Origin of the sequence: Arthrobacter sp. ok909, from assembly GCF_900104405.1 — a bacterium.
GTDB lineage: Bacteria > Actinomycetota > Actinomycetes > Actinomycetales > Micrococcaceae > Arthrobacter > Arthrobacter humicola.
In genome coordinates this window covers 252442-269431 of sequence record NZ_FNJS01000001.1, presented here as the reverse complement: position 1 = coordinate 269431, position 16990 = coordinate 252442, and the positions used below count along the sequence as shown (strand labels likewise).

The window sequence follows — 16990 nt, the reverse complement described above, 5'->3', positions numbered from 1 at the left end:
CAGCTGATCGAGTCCGATGGTCTGAGCGTCGCCGGGGAATCAGGATCCGCCCGCGAAGCAGTCCGGCGGATCCCTGCCCTTCGCCCGGAGCTGGTCATTCTTGACGATGATCTTCCCGACGGTTCCGGTGCCGACGTGTGCCGGGCCATCACCGCGGCCGACCCGGGCATCCGTTGCGTGCTGATGACCGCGGATACCGACGAAGCCGTGCTGATCGACGCCATTCTGGCCGGTGCCCGGGGGTGCTTGTCCAAGCAGGACGACAGCAGCGAACAACTCAGGCTGATCCGCCGGGCCTTGGCCGGGCATACCGCGTACAGCGGCCGGTTCCATCCGGCGCTGGTGGCCCCGTTCTCCCTGCCCGGGCCGCACGGGCCGGAGGAGAGGCTCCAGAGACTGTCAAAGCGGGAAATGACGGCCGCCATCGGCCTGGCGAAGGGGCTGAGCAACCGCCAGATCAGCCAGGAGATGTTCCTGGCAGAAAAGACCGTGAAGAACATGGTTTCGACCATCCTGATGAAACTCGGCATGGCGCGCAGGACCCAGGCCGCCGTGCTCGTCACCACAACCCTGAATCACCCGGACGACCCCGCCGACGGCGGCTACCGGTCCAGCCGGTTCCCGGATCTGGTCGCCGAAGTCACGGCCGCGTTGCTGAACTGCACCAGCGAGGCCCCCACCTTGCCGCCCACAGACGAAGCGCGGGCAGGGGATGCCCTCCGGCTTGCCGATGCCCTTGCCGCGATCGGGGCCGGACGAATGGTCATCCACCCTCAACCCAGCCACACGTAGGGGCTGCGGCAAACAATCGTAGCCGCCGGGCTTGAGGGATCCTTCCCGAAGAGAATCGCACCCCCATCAGTCGCCGCGACCTGGAGATCTACGGACCCTCCGGTTGGCGGACCAAACCACGAGTCCGCCATGGGCGGCAAACCTTTACACCGGTAGTCCCGGAGTAACCGTTGGTGGATGACCCGTTCTCTCTCACCCGCGTTGGGTGACGACTGCCCCCATTGGAAGCGTTAGCTTGGAGAACACGTGATTGACCAGCCTCTATCGCTTGTGCGACCTCGCTGAAGGCTCCCGCCGTCGAGCGGACGGCCAGTGGAAGGAGAAGGGATGCTCAACTGGTACCACGGGCGCACCGCACCCGTTCTCCAGGTCCTCTCGGCGCCTCCGTTTGCTGGGGGCCGTCTTTCGGGCGGACGAGGGACATTCGGGTCGACCCGAAACGTCACAGGCGCGCCGGGTTGCCGGGAATGAGCGAGCCTGCCGCGTCGCCACCCAGTATCGATCCGATCGTCGTGATTCGTTCCAGGCCGTACATCGCTGCGCTCGTGCTGGCAGCGGTCTTGGGCGTTCCCATCTCGATCATTGCCTACGGTTTTCTCGCTTTGGTCGCGGCGATCCAGCGGTTCGTCTTCGTCGGGCTGCCGAGTCAAGTCCTAGGCAATCCCGCTCCTGCGTGGTGGCCGGTTCCGTGGTTGGTGCTGTGTGGGCTGTTGACGGCGTTGACCATCCGGTATCTGCCCGGAACTGGGGGCCACTCACCAGCGTTTGGATTCAAGACGGGGGGGCGTCCGCCCAGCAGTCGGGAGCTCGTGGGCATCGTTCTCGCGGCACTGACTACGCTCAGCCTGGGCGCCGCGCTCGGGCCCGAGGGGCCGCTGATCGCGATCGGTGGCGGCCTCGGGGCGTTGGCGGTGCACCTGGTGAAGAAGGACGCTCCGCCGATGGCCCTGACGATCATGGCGTCGGCTGGCAGCTTCGCAGCGATCAGTACCCTGCTCGGCTCTCCCGTGCTCGGTGCATTCCTGATCATGGAGGCCGCCGGGATCGGCGGAATGACGCTGAGTCTGGTGGCCCTGCCCGGACTGATCGCATCTGGCGTCGGGGCGCTGGTGTTCGTCGGCTTGGACGGCTGGACAGGGTTGGGCAGCTTCTCGCTGGCGCTGCCCGCGGTGCCGCCTGCGGTACCGCCGACGTTGGCGACGATGGGCTGGGCGGTGATCATGGGCGCGGCCGGGGCGCTGTTGGGATGGTTGATCCGCTGGGTCGCGCTGTCGCTTCGTCCGGTCGTCCATCTGAACCGCGTGTTGGTGACGTCTGCCCTCGGCTTGCTGATCGGTCTTACCGCGATGGCGTACCAGTTGATCTCCGCGCACAGCTTCACGCAGGTGTTGTTCTCGGGACAGGACGCACTTCCGGAGCTGGTCGCAGACGCCGCGGACTACCCGCTTGCTGTGCTGGTCCTGCTGATCGCCTGTAAGACCCTGGTCTACGGGCTCTCGCTGAGCGCATTTCGTGGTGGGCCGGTGTTCCCGTCGATGTTCATCGGTGCGGCGCTCGGTATTGCTGCGAGTGGGTTGCCCGGAATGAATCTCGCGGCAGCGATCGGCATGGGCATAGGAGCCATGTGCGCAGCTATGCTACGGCTGCCGTTGACGTCAACGCTGCTGGCCACGCTGCTGCTGGGAGTGGACGGTGTGGCAGTAACACCCCAGGTGGTGGTAGCTGTGGCGGTGGCCTTCGTCATCACCAATGTGCTCCCGACCCCGGGCCCGCGGGCGTCCGTGGCGCCTGACGATGCCGGCAGTGTCCAACATCGGGCTCCCGAGGGCCGGCCATGACTGAGATCCCGAGCTCGGTCCGTTCGACCGACAGGGACCGGTGGATCGCATGGTTGTTCATCATCGGCTCGAGTCTGTTCGCCTACCGTCGAGCGGCGATGTCTGGAACGCCGAACTGTCCAATCTCGGCACACTCGTGGGAGCCCTGTGCTTCCTCACCGGCGCGATTCTGATGCTGAGTCCAGCGTCCACCGACGCCTCGGTCTCTCCGGACCGGGAAACTCATCCGTAACCCCCTTTCAACAATTTCCGAAGGAGAAGCGATGTCAGTAAATTCCCAGCCGGCGGATGCCGACGTGGCGCTGTTCGGCAACCGATTTATCACCCAGGAGGTTCCGAGCCGGGAGTTCCCGGAGACCGGCATTCCTGCTCAAGACGCTTTGCGGTTGGTCTCGGAGGACCTGGCGCTGGAGGGTGATCCCGCCCGGAACCTGGCGACCTTCGTGACGACATGGATGGAGCCGCAGGCCCAGCAGATCATTGCAGAGAACCTGCACCGCAATTTCATCGACCACGCCGAATATCCCCGCACGGCCGAGATCGAGCAGCGCTGCATTCGGATGCTCGCCGACCTCTTCCACGCGCCCGGCGAGACGACGGGAGCACGAACCCAGGGATCGTCCGAGGCGATCATGCTCGGCGGTCTGTCCCTGAAGTGGAACTGGCGCAAGCGTCGCGAGGCTGCCGGCGCGTCGACGTCGAGCCCGAACCTGGTGTTCGGCGGCGACGTGCACGTCGTGTGGGAGAAGTTCTGCCGATACTTCGACGTTGAGCCCCGGATCGTGCCACTGCAGCCGGGGAAGTACACGATCGGCCCGGATGACGTGCAGGCCCATGTCGACGAGAACACCATCGGCGTCGCAGCTGTGCTGGGTACGACGTTCACCGGGCACAAAGACGACATCGTCGGCATCAACGACCTGCTGCTGCGAATCAAGCGCGAGCGAGGCCTTGATGTGCCGTTGCACGTGGACGCGGCCAGCGGGGGGTTCGTCTGGCCCTTCCTCTACCCGGACTCCAAGTGGGACTTCCGGCTTGAGCAGGTCCGCTCGATCAATGTCTCCGGGCACAAGTTCGGACTGGTCTATCCCGGTATCGGCTGGCTGATCTTTCGGGAAAAGGCCGACCTGGCCAAGGACCTCGTCTTCGAGGAAAACTACCTCGGCAAGACCGACTCGACCTTCACCCTGAACTTCTCCACCGGCTCGGCGATGGTTCTCGCCCAGTACTACAACTTCGTGCGCTATGGTCGCGCCGGTTACACCTACATCATGCAGAACATGCAGACCAACGCCCGCGTCCTCGCCGAGAAGCTGGACGCCATGGGCCGGTTCGAGATCATCGGCCCAACCGAGGAGCAACTTCCCCTGGTCGCGTTCCGGCTCGCCGCCGATACCGGGTACGACGAGTTCGACATTGCCTGGCAGCTCGCGGCCGAGCGCGGCTGGATGGTGCCGGCGTACACCCTGCCGCCGAACGCCCAAAACGTGACGATCATGCGGGCCCTGGTCAAGGAAACGCTGAGCCGCGAGCACGTCGACACGCTCGCCCGAGACATCGAAGAGGCGTGCGCCACGCTGGCAAAGAAGGGCGGCGCGCACGAATCCGAACGAAATAAGATCGTGACCGGACCCGGTCATTGACTCAAGGCAACGGTGACACACCGGGGCGCCCGGCGGGGGAGATCGTCCTCCGTGGCGTTACTTTGGCTTCCACCTTCATGCGGTACGGCCTGATCGCCAAAGTCCCTCTTGGTTGCGGCGAGTTGTTGCCGGACGTATGAGGAAGCCTCCGCGCGAATCCAGGACTCAAGCGCGGAGGCTCCCGGCTCTCCAAGCTGGGGGGACTGGAGAGCTGGTCTGAGTCTACTCGCAGGCCTGACGTCCCGGCCGATCGCGTGCGCGCGTCGCGACCTTCGGGTCAGCGGAGGCGGAGGCTGCCCCGCGTTCTCACGGCCTGCCATCGGGGAACATCATCGTCCGGGAGCTCGAGTTTTCACTGGATCGGGTTTGCCGTGGCTGCCCTTAGGCCGCAGGCCGGGCGAGGCGGAGGAGCCAGCGGGCTTCGTCCTTGGCTTCCCGGCGGATTCTCGGCCCGCCGGGCAACCGGGGTCCGCGCAACAGATGAACGAACCTATCGGAACCCTTTGGGTCATGCCATTCTTATCAGCGCTCGGATGCCTTCGCGGCTTTAATAGCGGCCTTGGCGGCCTGTTTGCTGGCGCGCACTTTTGTCAGCGACTCGGGGTCCACGATGTCTGCGACGGAAAGAAAGGCGCTCTCCTGGCCATAGGGGTCCGCTGCCTCACGCCAGCCTTGTGCCTGGAGTCCGCACTGCTTGCCGAGTAGGGCGAGGAAGATCTTCGCCTTTTGCTCTCCGAAGCCGGGCAATCCCTTCAACCTGCGCAGCACTTCCTGGCCGTCAGGGTCGTCCTGGTTCCAGATGGCAGTTGCGTCCCCATTCCAATCGCGCTGTACGGTCGCGGCGAGGTCCTGGACGCGGCTGGCCATGGAGCTAGGGAAGCGGTGGATGGACGGACGCTCCCTGAAGATCTCAACGAAGCCTGCCGGGTCATATTCGGCGATTGCGGCCGGGGCCATGGACCCGATGCGCGTCCGGATCTTTTCGGGTCCGGCAAACGCAGACTCCATGGTCACCTGCTGATCAAGCAGCATGCCGATGAGGAGTGCGAACGCGTCATTGCTGAGCAGCTGGTCGGCGGCGGGGTCGCCAGTGATGTGCAGTTCCATGCGCCCATCCTCCCACCTGCTCCGAGCTGCGTCATGGCACCTACAAGGATTGATGAGAACCGGGAACCGCCGGTGGCTGACGACGACTTGCCCGGTCCCGGCTCGCCACTTCACTCAGAGGCCGCGGCGCCCTAGCCACAGCCCGTGCAGCAGCGGAACGACTGACACGATCATTAGCACGCTGCCGAGCACCGTGTCGTCCGCCCGGACCACGGAACCTGCGATGAGCAGGGCGCCGAATATCAGCGCCGATGCCGATCGCTGCGCCGTGCGGTCCAGCCGTGCGATCTGCCGCTCGAGACGCGGATTAGACACGGATAGTGCACCGTCCTCGATTCGACTGACGAGCCCATCCAGGCGTTTCGGCAGACGCAGCGCGACCCCGGCGGCGTCCAGCGCCTGCTGAGCCACGTCCTGCACGATGTTGCCACGCTCGTCGCGCAGCAACTGCGCCGCATAGGGTTCGACGGCGTCCCACAGGTTGAACCGGGCGTCCAGCGAGCTGCACACACCCGAGGTCAGGGACATCGCCCGGATGATGAGCAGGAAATTCTCCGGCAACTGGAACGGCAGCGAGCGAACGAGGTCGCCGAACTCCACTGCAAAATCAAGGAACTCCCGCTGGTCCACCTCGCGAAGCTCGGCGAAGCCCATCCCACCAAACCGGGCGAACAGGTGCGTCATCGCCCGCTCAAGCTCGGCCCTGTCGGCCGACGGCACCAACACACCCACGTCGCTGATCGCGCTCACCAGGCCCTTGCCGTCACGCGAGGCGGCCGCGATCAGAAGTTTCCGCAGGCCGCTGCGAGTGCTGGGCGGAACCTCGCCCATCATGCCGAAGTCGATGAACGTCAGCTTCCATGGGCGCCCCGCGGATGAATCGGTAACCGGAGTCACAAAGATGTTTCCGGGGTGAGGATCGGCATGGAAGAAGCCGGTGGTGAACATCTGGTCGAACATGACCGACGCGAAGACCGGGGCAACCTGCGCCGGATCGATGCCGGCCGCAAGAAGTGCCTCCGAGTCCGTGATCTTGATCGCCGTGACATCTTCGAGGATGAGCGCGCGGCGGGTGCTCCACTCCCATGCCACGTCGGGTACATCCACCCGGTCGTCGTCGGCGAAATCAGCCGCGAATCGCTCGGCATTCGCTGCCTCATGCAGGTAGTCGATCTCCTCAAGACTGGTTTGCGCAAACTCCTCGACCAGTGCGGCCATGTCCGCCCGATCGGACACCAGTCGCACGTGGCTAAGCCAGCCGCCCACTTTGCGCAGTGCCGCCAGGTCGACGTCGACAATCGCGTCGATGCCCGGGCGCTGCACCTTCAACACCACCCTGTCGAGCCCCGCGTCGGCGGCATTGGCGGGAAGGAGTCGTGCCAGGTGCGCCTGCCCGAGCGAGGCGGCGGCGATTGGCGCCTCCTCAACCGAGGCGAAAACCTGGTTCAGCGCCACACCCAGCTCGGCCTCGGCAAGTGCACGGATTGCGGGGAACGGAACGGGGGGCACCTCGTCCTGCAGTCCCTCAAGCTCCTTGGTGATCTCGGGCGGAAGCACGTCGAGCCTGGACGACAGGAACTGGCCGACCTTGATCATGAGGCCGCCCAGATTCACCGCGAGCACGTGGAAGTGCTGCGCGAAGCTCCGCATCCTCTTCGCCCGGGTGCGCTCGGCAACTCTGCCTAGCCCGATGCGGGGGAGGAGCAGCTCAAACCACCAGGTCACGGCGAGATGCCACGCGGCGAAGCGCAGGATGCGACGGTAACGGGCACGGGTGTCTCCGGCGCCGGGGACCGGATTTGCCCGGTCCCGACGAACCGACGTCACCCCCGTCAGTCCTGGGCGAGAATCGAATACAGGCGACGACGTGCCTCGTTCAGCACCGCCACGGCCTGCTGCACCTGCTCCGGAGAGCCGGTGCGACCCACCTGGGACGCGGCCTGCGCGAGCTCGACGCCGGCCTTCGGCAGGGCCGCGAATCCGGTGCCGGATGCCGGGCCCGTTGACTCCCACGGTGCTGACGCATCGGCATGGGCTACATCCTCCCGGCCTGCTTCGGTCAACGAGTAAATCTTGCGACCGTTGGACTCCTCGGCACGGATCAACCCCTCATCGGCCAGCAGTTGCAGCGTGGGGTAGACGGAGCCGGCGCTCGGCTTCCAACTGCCATTGCTCCGCTCCTCGATTTCACGGATGATCTGATAGCCGTGCATCGGCCGCTCCGCGAGCAGGGCCAGCACCGCGGACCGCACCTCGCCTCGCCCCGCGCGGGTGCCCGAGCGCTTCTCAAACCTTGAACGCAGCTCTTCTACGGCCTGCCACATGCCGTCGATGTTGGGACCGCCAAATCCGCCAGCCGAGTATGAATTACGCATGCTGCTCTCCTTAATGAATCCCGAACGATACTCAACGATACATTCCGATATACGCGATAACCAGCAGTGCGAGAAGCTGGCGGAGGGAGGTCGGATTGCCCCAACATCGAGCGCGGTAGTTGGGCACCGCCCGTGCCGGAGCTCGACCCGCGGTGGCACAAAGGGCGTGTGCAAAATGTGCGCTCCCTGGCCGTCGGACTCTCTACACCGGTCCGTGACCACCTCCGGCACGGGTTCGGTCTGCGGGGAGGTGGGTGGCCGGTTCGCGATGACGGCGGTCAGCCCGTGAGGCCCTGGCTGAATGACACGAGACGGGATTGCATCTCCCAGTACGGAGTGGCGGCCGGCGCCTGCTTGCCGTCGCGCAGGGCGCAGACCACGTTCACCGCCGCGTCAACTGCCGCGCGGTACGGGAGGGAGCCGGAACTCACCCGCCGCACCCCCAGATCACCCAGCTCGGCAACGGTCAGCGAGGGATGGACCAACACGTTGACCGGCAGCCCGATGCCGGCGGTGACGATCTGGATGTCCTCCGGCGCCACGAGTCCGGGGACAAAGATCCCATCTGCCCCGGCGTCGGCGTAGAGACCCGCCCGGAGGAGGACGGCATCCACAGTGGCCTGCTCGCCGAACCATATGTTGTCCACCCGGGCGTTGATGAACACAGCCGGGCTGCGTCGCTTGACGGCGGCAACCTTGTCGGCGAAGGCTGCTGGATCGATCAGGTGCCCGGCGGTGCTGTCCTCCAGGTTGACCCCGGCCACGCCAAGGGCGGCCAGTTGGGCCACAAGTTCCGCAACCTCGGCAGGGTCATCGGAGTAGCCGTCCTCGATGTCCGCCGTGACGTGTACAGGCAGGCGGCACAGCTGTGCCACCAGTGCGGTGGTTACCGCTTTGCTGGACCGGCCTCCGTCCGGCAGGCCGGCACTTGCCGCAATGCCAAAACTGGTGGTGCCCAGGGCTGGGAATCCCGCTGTCGCAAATGCCAACGCGGATCCGACGTCCCACGCATTGGGCAGCAGGAGTGGTGCCGTAGTGTGGTGGAGTTCCCGAAAAGTGGCCATTTTCATTCCCATCCCCTGCCAACCGAATAGGTGAATCCCTGCTCAGTCTACAAACGCGGCCGGGCGCCGCAAGGGGTCGACGTTTCGGACGCCCGCGCAGCACGTCGTCACGTTATCGTTGGTCCCAACACATCTGACCAGGAGGGCGCATGCCGTACATCGTTGACTTCGAGAACGTTTCCACTGTCGGCCTGGAATCGTCTCCCGTTGCCGAGGCGCTCGCCGGGTTGCGCGCCAACGAGGGCCGCTACTACCGGAACAAGTACGATCACGTCTTAACTGTGAGCCCTGCGAGCGAGGTTCCGGAGGTGGTTGAGCGGGTGAGCCGCATCCTCAAGGACGAGCGCGACATCGTCATCGGCTCACGCCCGCTCGAAGCGACCGCCTTCGAAGTGGACGGTTTGCGGATGGCCTACGTGTTCTACGAATCGGGGCTGTCCATCAACGTCATGTACAGCATCGAGGACGGCGGGAAGCGAGCGGTCGGATTCAAACTTGCCGAAGGTATGGAGATTCCGGAGGAACTGGCGTCACGCTTCAAGTTCGCTCGCCAGAAGTCGAAGCTGGCAGGGGTTATTCGCGGCTCCTTCTTCGTGATCAAGGGCGAGTACTGACCGGTTGACGTTGCGCATCCGGGTGGGGCTTCGGCCAGAATCGCCCTGCTCGTTCGCGGTGCCAGGGATGGCCGTCAGGTCAATCGAGGCTCAGGAGTTTGGCCGTACTCAAAGTGAGCCATTCCTTCAGGGAGATGCTCTGGTGGCTGTCCCAGCGGGGGTAGGTGATCCAGACCTTGCCTTTGCGGTCAAAGTCGACATTCACCAGGTTGTCGAGGGCCGTCCGAGGCCAGCGCGCGATGGCACGGTTGCCGGTGAACTCGACGAGGCGCTGCGGAGCGGTCATCCAGGCCGGCTCTTTGCCCGGTTTGCGGGCCGGCAGGGAGATCACGCGGCCGGACTCCGGGACCAGAGCTTTGGGGTTGATCAGCTTGTTGGTGGCGCTGCCGCCTTCGAACGTGCTCAGCACGGTGTCAGAGGTAAGGAATTCGTCGCCGCCGAAGGTTGTGGACCGGCGGTAGAAGCAGATACGGCCGTCAACGCTGAGGAAGGCAGTGCCGTCGTCTTCGTTTTCCAGGGGCCAGCCGAGGGACTGGGCGACGAAATGCCACGTTGTCCAGTCGGTGCCGCTGGTGATGGCGGCGAGGCTGGTCGGCACGGAGCGCTTCAGGAGCCGCTTGCTGGCACGTCCCAGGATACGTTCCATGCGGTCCGCGGCGGCGCGGCGTGCCGACTCATAGACGCCGGGGACGGTCTCATTGCCGGCGCCTCCGGAGACGGGAGCGTGGGCTATCTCCGCTTTCGGTCTACGCCCCGCATGTTCTAACGACATCACGGCTCTCCACTGTTGGTGCTTCGCCCTCCGGTCTCCCCGCGGGGCGAAGGCTTCCGCATCAGCTTAAGTCGCTCCCGACGGCCTGAAGCGGGAGGACGCCCAATGTTCATCGAACGATCACCGAACCCCCTCAGTGCCGGGCGCAGCTGTCATCACGTCATACGCAAGAGGACGACGGCGGGAAGCTTCCCGCCGTCGTCCTTTTGTGTGTGGTCTTTTTGACGTCTATTGCTCGTCGGGTTATTTGGTGACCTGAAGTCCGGTGTCCCAGTTGAAGTCGGCGAACTCCGGGTTGGCCTGCATCGTCATGAGGACGAACTGGAAGCCTTCGAGTTCGCGGGAGCGCTTGAGCGGACCGACGACCAGGGGGCGCATGCCGCCGGCGCTGACGAGGCTGCTGACCGCTGCGGTGGCGTCCGCGTTGTCCCCGGCGATGAACACGTCCAGCGGCTGACCGCCGGACTCGCCGGCGACCAGGGTGCCGGCGAAGGTGGTGTTGAACGCCTTGACGACGTTGGCGCCGGCGGGGGCAAGCCGTGCGATTTCTTCGGCGGCGGAGGTGCCGGGTTCAACGACCAGGGAATCGAAGGTCTCAAAGTTCACCGGGTTGGTGATGTCCACGATGGTCTTGCCGGTCAGGGCCGCGCCGTAGGTGCTGACCACGGACTTGGCGGCGTCGAATGGGACGGCCAGGACCACGATGGCGCCCTGCGGGGCGTCGGCGGTGGTGCCGAAGGTGACGCCGGTGCCCAGTTCGGCGGCCAGTTCCTTGGCCTTGGTGGCGTCCTGTCCGAGGATCTCGACGCTCAGGCCGCCGGCGAGGGCACGGGTTGCGATGCCGCGGGCCATGTTGCCGTTGCCGATGATGGTGAGGTTCGTCATGGGAGTCTTCTTTCCGAATATGCGGGCCAGGAGGGTGTTCATCAGGGTCTGTTCTCTTGGAGGAGTGATGATTGAAGCTACAACTAAATGTACGCCGTGAAAGTTGAAGTGTCAAGTATTTTTCTGAGTGGAACGAGGTGCTTGCGTTTGATGGCCGCGCGGCGGGCGCGTGTGGTCAGGTGAGTTCCCTGGGTCGGTACGCCAGCCACAACCTGCCGGCCGGAAACAGCGGGCGGGATGGCACGCGCAGAATTCCCTCGGAGCGCTCAACTCACCCCTTGCGCGATTTCTACGGAGGCTGGATTATTTGCATTGTTACGCATGTGTGTATCCCGCGGTTGGTTTAAGGGGGCATTAGGCTCCGGCGTTACCGGCACCGCCGGTTCCTTGCTAGGGAGACAAGATGGCAAGCACCGTTCATTCCGGAGCCAAGGAAGTCGACAGCAAGGGCCTGAAGGGCGGTGCCCTCGGCCTCCTATCGAGTGTCGTTGTGGGTGTCGCTTCGACGGCCCCCGCCTACAGCCTCGCGGCCAGTTTGGGATTCATCGTCGTCGGCGGCACCGTCTTCGCGGGAGTCAAGGCACCCGGAATAGTCCTTCTCGCCTTCATCCCGATGTACCTCATCGCGGTTGCTTACCAGGAGCTGAATAAAGCGGAGCCCGACTGCGGCACAACCTTCACGTGGGCGACGCGGGCGTTTGGCCCGGTCCCCGGTTGGATGGGTGGCTGGGGCATCATCATCGCCGACGTGATCGTCATGTCCAATCTGGCCCAGATCGCCGGCGCGTATTCGTTCACTTTTGTCGGAGGATTCGGGATACCGGCAGTCGCGGATCTGGCGAGCAACGTCGTTGCGACGACGATTGCAGGTCTGGCGTGGATCGCGCTGATGACGTGGATCTGCTACCGGGGCATCGAGATCACGGCCCTCGTCCAGTATGTGCTGCTCTCCTTCGAAGTCGTCATCCTGATCTTCTTTGCGGTGTTCGCACTGGTCAAGGTGTATTCGGGAACCGCCGAGCCGTACTCGCTCATCCCGTCGTGGGACTGGTTCAACCCGTTCACCCTCGATTTTGGCCAGACTGTTGCCCCGGCAATGCTGACTGCGATCTTCATTTACTGGGGCTGGGACAGCGCGGTCTCGGTGAATGAGGAGACGAAGGACCCAGCGAAGACCCCCGGGCGCGCGGCCATCATCAGCACGGTTCTCCTGCTGGCTACCTATGCGGTCGTGACTGTCTCCACCGTGGCCTTTGCCGGCGTCGGCGACTCGGGAATTGGGCTGGCAAACCCGGCCAACTCGGCTGACGTCTTTTCGGCCATCGGACCGACATTGTTCGGCGAAGGTCCGGTTGGAGCGATCCTCATGACGCTTCTCGGATTCGCCATCCTGACGTCGGCGTCGGCCTCGACGCAAACCACCATCCTTCCGACAGCACGCACCGCGCTCTCGATGGCGGTCTACAAGGCGATCCCGGAACATTTCGCACGAATCCACGCGAAATACCTCACGCCGACCTGGTCCACCCTCGGCATGGGCGTCGTTTCCGCGTTCTTCTTCATCGTCTTCACGTTCATCAACCCGGCCCTTCTGCTCGCCCTGATTGGGTCGATCGGGCTGATGATCGCGTTCTACTACGGACTGACCGGCATCGCCTGCGTCTGGTTCTACCGCAAGACACTTACGACGTCGTTCCGGAACTTCGTCATGCGAGGACTGTTCCCGGCGGTTGGCAGTCTCATTCTCGCGGCCGTCTTCGTCTATGGTCTGTCCAACTTCGGCCAGCCTGATTGGCTGAAAGACGCAGACGGCAACAACGTGACGATTTTTGGTATCGGGGCCGAGGCAGTCGTCGGCGTTGGCGGCCTGCTGATCGGGGCCGTGCTCATGGGGATCTGGTGGATCCGGAAGCCGGGCTTCTTCCGCGGTTACACACTGCGCCGGCGCTCGGACAAGCCTGAGACGCGCCGTCAATGAATCCCAGGCCGGCGCCGTGGCTCCCGCTGCCGGGGCGGGCTGTCCGCAGGACTGAGCGCATGACACCACCCGCGGCCACCGCATTCCCGCACATCTCGGCGCCTTGGATTCGCACCTGTCGATCCCGTCTGCGGTAACGCCGGAGATTCGGAAGTCCGGAGCCCAACAACTGGGAAGGACATCAATGAGGATTCTATGCATAGGCGCCGGCGGTGCGGGCGGAGCAGCGGCCGGCATCGTGGCACGCCGGAGCTTTTTCGAAGTATTTGTTGTCGCGGACTACGACCTTGCGCGTGCGGAGTCCGCAGTAGAGTCCGTTTCTCCTGAACTGCGGCAACGCTTTGAGGCGATTGCCTTGGATGCGTCGACATCGATCTGGGCAGTTCATAAGGGACGGTGATGATGACGGCGTCCCGGTGCCGGGGGAGGGCGGCCCGCACGACGGATACCGTCCCGGGCTTACCCGGGCCTGGTTGGCGTGACGCCGAGGGGAAGTTGTTGGATCTTGCCTCGGCTGATATGTAGGGGTTGCCTGTCAAGAGGGCAAGGGTGAGCGGCCCAGGGCTGGTTTGTCCTGGACCGCTCACTTCGTATCCGTTCTTCGGCGTCGTCCTACGTGGCTGGCGCGTCATCTTCGACGAGGAGCGCTGTCAGGCTGATATGCGCGGGTTGGTTACCGCAGGACGAGGTTTGCGGCTGGAGGGGTGCCGCCGGTCTAGGAATGTCGGGCGTCGCCGGCGATTGCCGGTTGTCCATAGCCGAGTCGCGGGTCTCCTCCACGCTGCCGGGCCGTTGGTCGGGCGCCGGGAACGGTACGTCTAGTCATCGGTCCATGGATGTTCCTGTTGGACGGGGGCGGCCAGGGACCAGCACCAGCCGGCCAGTTCGCGGGCGACGGCGACGTCCGCGATGACCCGGCGTTTGTGCCGGGCCTCGAATTGCTCCCACTTGTGGTGCAGCCGGTGGTTGCCCTGGTGGCCACGGACCCGGGACGCTTCATCGGCCGCGTCCCAGCGGGCACGCACTTCACGGCGTGGGTGAGTGTAGGGCCGGCGGTGGTGCCAGGCGGCCTCGACCAGCAGCCGGCGGGCGGGGGTGTTCCCGGTCTTGGTGATCGGTCCCTGGGCCCGGGACGCCCCCGAGGAATGCTCGGAGGGGACCAAACCGAGATACGCGCCGATGGTGGAGCCGGTGAAGCGGTTCCAGTCGCCGATTTCCACCGCGAGGCCGAACGCGGTCAGCACCGAGATCCCGCGCAGACACATCAGGGCCCGCACAACCGGGGCATACGGCTCGGTGGCCGCCATCGCGGTGATCTTCGCGTCCAAACGGTTTCTGCGGTCCAGCGTCAGCTCGGCCGTCTCCAGACCGGCCTCGTAGGCGGCCTGCAGGGCAGCGTCGTCGAAGTGCTGCCGGTGCAGCCAGGTGTGGTGGGTTTCGGTCCAGGCATGGCCGCCGGAGTAGACCAGTCCGTGGCGCAGCAAGAGCTTCGAGACACGATGCCTGGCCCGCATCAGATCCGACCGGACGTCCTCGCGGGCACGGACCAGGTCCCGGGCCGCTTCCTGTGAGGGACCCGGGACCCGAACGGGGGTGATCTGGCCCAGCAGGGCCAGCCGGGCCAGATGCTCGGCAGCCCGGGCATCGGTCTTCACCCGGTCTCCGGACGGCCGCTGGAGCTTGGACGGGGCCGCGACCACACACTCGATCCCCGCCGCATTCAGGCACCGGGCCAGCCCGAAACCCGTGGGACCTGCCTCATAGACAACCAAGACCGGGCCCGGCAGCCCGGATACCCATTCGGCGATCCCGGCATCGTTGGCGGCCAGGCTCTGTCGCAGAATTTCACCGGTCTCACGATCAATCGCGCAGCCCTTGACGCTGCGCGCATGGACATCCAAACCGACATAGGTACGCTTATGCATGACTGGAACCTCCAGACGTTCAAATGTGGCTCTACCAGTCCACACCCGCAGCAAACTGCGGGCCAGACCACCGGACGGGCAACCCACGAACCTCTTTGAACCCGGGGTTCCAGTCGTACGTCAGCCGACCACCACACTTCATATCTCTAGGATCGCCGGGCGCGGCGCGCACGCGAACGACCCGCAGTACTTCGGCTACGCCCCGGTCGAGGCCGCGAACAAGGCCCCCGCGAAGGCCGGGATCGGCTGGGACCAGGTCGGCGCCGTCGAACTGAACGAGGCGTTCGCCGCGCAGTCCCTGGCCTGCATCACCGCCTGGGGCATCGATGCCTCGATCGTGAACCGGCACGGCGGCGCGATCGCGATGGGCCACCCGCTGGGCGCCTCGGGCGGGCGGATCCTGGGCACCCTGGCCCGCACCCTGCAGGCCACCGGTCAGCGCTGGGGCGTCGCCGCGATCTGCATCGGCGTCGGCCAGGGCCTGGCCGTCGTCCTCGAAAACGTCACCCCCGCCGCATCGGCATAACCCGCCGGCCCAAGGAGAGCACAGCCATGCCGGCGGTGCGGTTTTCCGGGATGAGGCTGTCCGGCGCCGGTTGCGCCGCCAAATGCCCGCGGAGTGACGGGGCATCTGGCGCGCACCGGCACGGGGGACGAGAATTGCCTCGTGCTTCCCGTTCGCCCTGGCGGGGGCGGCGACGGGATGACCGTCGCCGCCCGAAAGATCCAGCGCATCTTTCTCACGTTGACGCTGGGCAATACCCTTGCGGCCTCGTTCATTTGGGGGATCAACACCCTCTTCCTGTTGGATGCCGGGCTCAGCAATTTCGAGGCGTTTGCCGCGAACGCCTTTTTCACGGCCGGCATGGTGCTGTTCGAGGTGCCCACCGGGGTGGTTGCCGACGGCTGGGGGCGCCGCGTGTCGTTTCTGCTGGGCACCGTGACCCTGGCCGGATCCACGTACCTTTACTACCTGCTGTGGCAGTTGTCCGCCCCGTTCTGGTCGTGGGCAGTCGTGTCGGTCCTGCTCGGCCTGGGCTTCACCTTCTTCTCCGGTGCGGTCGAGGCCTGGCTCGTCGACGCCTTGCGCTACTCCGGGTATGAAGGCGGGATGGAGGCGGTGCTCGGGCGGGGGCAGATGGTCTCCGGCGTCGCGATGCTCGTCGGCTCGGTGGCCGGCGGCGTGATCGCACAGGCCACCAATCTGGGAGTACCGTTTCTGCTGCGCGTCGGCGTGCTGTTGGTCATGTTCGTCGTCGCCTTTGGTCTCATGCGCGACGTCGGATTCACCCCCGAACGCTCCACCCATCCGGTTAAGGCGACCCGGGCCGTACTGTCGGCCTCGATCGAGAATGGCCTGAAGAATCCGCCCGTACGCTACGTGATGCTGGCCGCCCCCTTCAGCGCCGGCGTCGGAATCTACGTGTTTTACGCCCTGCAACCGTACCTGCTTGAGCTGTTCGGGGACCCTCACGCGTATTCGGTGGCGGGCCTCGCCGCAGCCATCGTGGCCGGAGCGCAGGTGCTCGGCGGCTGGATGGCGCCCCATGTCCGGCGTCTCGTGGGAAAGCGCACGACGGTGTTGATTCTGAGCGGCATCCTGGACGCAATGATCCTGGCCGCGCTCGGGTTCACCCGCGTGTTCTGGGTGGCTTTGGTGCTCTTGGCGCTCTGGGCCCTGATTTCCTCGGCGGGCATCCCGGTGCGGCAGGCGTACTTGAACGACATGATCGCCTCGAAGCAACGGGCAACAGTGCTCAGCTTCGACTCGCTCATGGGCTCCAGCGGTGGCGTGGTGGTGCAGCCGCTGCTCGGCCGGGCGGCTGATGTGTACGGCTACCCGGCCTCGCTCGCGATCGGCGGCGCGATCGAGTTGATTGCGGTGCCCTTCCTGCTGGCGAGCCGCCGGCAACGCCACTATGCCGATGCGGCCAATGCCCCGGCCGGCACGTCGAACGCAGGACCGCAGCCGGCGTAGAGGGTCGTCCTCGACACAA

General features: G+C 65.2%; 15 protein-coding genes and 1 pseudogene. 9 read left to right on the top strand and 7 right to left on the bottom strand.

The annotated features are described in order from the left end of the window. The 4 genes from BLR03_RS24660 to BLR03_RS01215 all read left to right on the top strand — a co-directional run. Positions 1 to 792 (top strand): response regulator (locus tag BLR03_RS24660; RefSeq protein WP_217639726.1); only part of this gene is annotated, 792 nt, incomplete at its 5' end. Positions 793 to 1259: 467 nt separating this feature from the next. After that, the gene (locus BLR03_RS01220; RefSeq protein WP_091248385.1) at positions 1260 to 2630 is read left to right on the top strand and encodes a chloride channel protein; all 1371 of its coding nucleotides are present in this window, start codon (positions 1260 to 1262) and stop codon (positions 2628 to 2630) included. A 49-nt stretch (positions 2631 to 2679) separates the two neighbouring features. Next, positions 2680 to 2862 carry a hypothetical protein gene (locus BLR03_RS23835; protein WP_139184451.1) on the top strand — a complete coding sequence of 61 codons (183 nt, stop codon included), beginning with the start codon at positions 2680 to 2682 and terminating at the stop codon, positions 2860 to 2862. A 31-nt stretch (positions 2863 to 2893) separates the two neighbouring features. Further along, positions 2894 to 4273, top strand: a complete 1380-nt coding sequence (locus BLR03_RS01215; protein WP_091248382.1) for a glutamate decarboxylase — start codon at positions 2894 to 2896, stop codon at positions 4271 to 4273. Between the two features lie 522 nt (positions 4274 to 4795). Here the strand turns inward: BLR03_RS01215 and BLR03_RS01210 are convergent. From BLR03_RS01210 to BLR03_RS01195, 4 genes are all read right to left on the bottom strand, one after another. Beyond that, complete coding sequence (locus BLR03_RS01210) at positions 4796 to 5380, bottom strand: HhH-GPD-type base excision DNA repair protein (protein WP_091248379.1); 585 nt, start codon at positions 5378 to 5380, stop codon at positions 4796 to 4798. Between the two features lie 114 nt (positions 5381 to 5494). Beyond that, positions 5495 to 7207 carry an ABC1 kinase family protein gene (locus tag BLR03_RS01205; protein WP_091248378.1) on the bottom strand — a complete coding sequence of 571 codons (1713 nt, stop codon included), beginning with the start codon at positions 7205 to 7207 and terminating at the stop codon, positions 5495 to 5497. A gap of 5 nt (positions 7208 to 7212) precedes the next feature. Continuing rightward, entirely contained in the window at positions 7213 to 7755 is a 543-nt protein-coding gene (locus BLR03_RS01200) for a PadR family transcriptional regulator (protein WP_091248376.1), read from the bottom strand. Positions 7756 to 8033: 278 nt separating this feature from the next. Further along, positions 8034 to 8819: an isocitrate lyase/PEP mutase family protein gene (locus BLR03_RS01195; protein WP_091248373.1), complete on the bottom strand. Its 786-nt coding sequence runs from the start codon at positions 8817 to 8819 to the stop codon at positions 8034 to 8036. A 149-nt stretch (positions 8820 to 8968) separates the two neighbouring features. Between BLR03_RS01195 and BLR03_RS01190 the strand changes: the two genes are divergently transcribed. Beyond that, positions 8969 to 9433, top strand: a complete 465-nt coding sequence (locus BLR03_RS01190; protein WP_091248371.1) for a phage tail protein — start codon at positions 8969 to 8971, stop codon at positions 9431 to 9433. Positions 9434 to 9512: 79 nt separating this feature from the next. Here BLR03_RS01190 and BLR03_RS01185 read toward each other — a convergent pair whose 3' ends face one another. Both BLR03_RS01185 and BLR03_RS01180 read right to left on the bottom strand, forming a co-directional pair. Next, on the bottom strand, positions 9513 to 10205 hold the full coding sequence (locus BLR03_RS01185) for a hypothetical protein (protein ID WP_139184450.1): 693 nt from the start codon (positions 10203 to 10205) through the stop codon (positions 9513 to 9515). A gap of 243 nt (positions 10206 to 10448) precedes the next feature. After that, positions 10449 to 11090, bottom strand: coding sequence for an NADPH-dependent F420 reductase (locus tag BLR03_RS01180; RefSeq protein WP_091248822.1), 642 nt, complete (start codon positions 11088 to 11090; stop codon positions 10449 to 10451). Between the two features lie 403 nt (positions 11091 to 11493). Here BLR03_RS01180 and BLR03_RS01175 point away from each other — a divergent pair, with 403 nt between their 5' ends. Next, complete coding sequence (locus BLR03_RS01175; protein WP_091248366.1) at positions 11494 to 13068, top strand: APC family permease; 1575 nt, start codon at positions 11494 to 11496, stop codon at positions 13066 to 13068. A gap of 184 nt (positions 13069 to 13252) precedes the next feature. Next, positions 13253 to 13468 carry a saccharopine dehydrogenase NADP-binding domain-containing protein gene (locus tag BLR03_RS01170; RefSeq protein ID WP_091248364.1) on the top strand — a complete coding sequence of 72 codons (216 nt, stop codon included), beginning with the start codon at positions 13253 to 13255 and terminating at the stop codon, positions 13466 to 13468. 418 nt (positions 13469 to 13886) lie between these two features. Here BLR03_RS01170 and BLR03_RS01165 read toward each other — a convergent pair whose 3' ends face one another. Further along, positions 13887 to 14993, bottom strand: a complete 1107-nt coding sequence (locus BLR03_RS01165) for an IS110 family RNA-guided transposase (protein ID WP_091248362.1) — start codon at positions 14991 to 14993, stop codon at positions 13887 to 13889. Between the two features lie 142 nt (positions 14994 to 15135). Here BLR03_RS01165 and BLR03_RS01160 point away from each other — a divergent pair. Beyond that, positions 15136 to 15519 (top strand): annotated as a pseudogene (locus BLR03_RS01160) (3-oxoadipyl-CoA thiolase); the annotation flags it as partial. 177 nt (positions 15520 to 15696) lie between these two features. After that, the gene (locus BLR03_RS01155; protein WP_175460362.1) at positions 15697 to 16971 is read left to right on the top strand and encodes an MFS transporter; all 1275 of its coding nucleotides are present in this window, start codon (positions 15697 to 15699) and stop codon (positions 16969 to 16971) included. Positions 16972 to 16990 lie beyond the last annotated feature (19 nt).

Excerpts from the sequence above, each read along its gene's own strand:
- BLR03_RS01220 (WP_091248385.1), top strand. The coding sequence starts at position 1,260 with ATGAGCGAGCCTGCCGCGTCGCCACCCAGTATCGATCCGATCGTCGTG.
- BLR03_RS23835 (WP_139184451.1), top strand. The coding sequence starts at position 2,680 with ATGGTTGTTCATCATCGGCTCGAGTCTGTTCGCCTACCGTCGAGCGGC.
- BLR03_RS01215 (WP_091248382.1), top strand. The coding sequence starts at position 2,894 with ATGTCAGTAAATTCCCAGCCGGCGGATGCCGACGTGGCGCTGTTCGGC.
- BLR03_RS01210 (WP_091248379.1), bottom strand. The coding sequence starts at position 5,380 with ATGGAACTGCACATCACTGGCGACCCCGCCGCCGACCAGCTGCTCAGC.
- BLR03_RS01200 (WP_091248376.1), bottom strand. The coding sequence starts at position 7,755 with ATGCGTAATTCATACTCGGCTGGCGGATTTGGCGGTCCCAACATCGAC.
- BLR03_RS01195 (WP_091248373.1), bottom strand. The coding sequence starts at position 8,819 with ATGGCCACTTTTCGGGAACTCCACCACACTACGGCACCACTCCTGCTG.
- BLR03_RS01190 (WP_091248371.1), top strand. The coding sequence starts at position 8,969 with ATGCCGTACATCGTTGACTTCGAGAACGTTTCCACTGTCGGCCTGGAA.
- BLR03_RS01185 (WP_139184450.1), bottom strand. The coding sequence starts at position 10,205 with ATGTCGTTAGAACATGCGGGGCGTAGACCGAAAGCGGAGATAGCCCAC.
- BLR03_RS01180 (WP_091248822.1), bottom strand. The coding sequence starts at position 11,090 with ATGACGAACCTCACCATCATCGGCAACGGCAACATGGCCCGCGGCATC.
- BLR03_RS01175 (WP_091248366.1), top strand. The coding sequence starts at position 11,494 with ATGGCAAGCACCGTTCATTCCGGAGCCAAGGAAGTCGACAGCAAGGGC.
- BLR03_RS01170 (WP_091248364.1), top strand. The coding sequence starts at position 13,253 with ATGAGGATTCTATGCATAGGCGCCGGCGGTGCGGGCGGAGCAGCGGCC.
- BLR03_RS01165 (WP_091248362.1), bottom strand. The coding sequence starts at position 14,993 with ATGCATAAGCGTACCTATGTCGGTTTGGATGTCCATGCGCGCAGCGTC.
- BLR03_RS01155 (WP_175460362.1), top strand. The coding sequence starts at position 15,697 with ATGACCGTCGCCGCCCGAAAGATCCAGCGCATCTTTCTCACGTTGACG.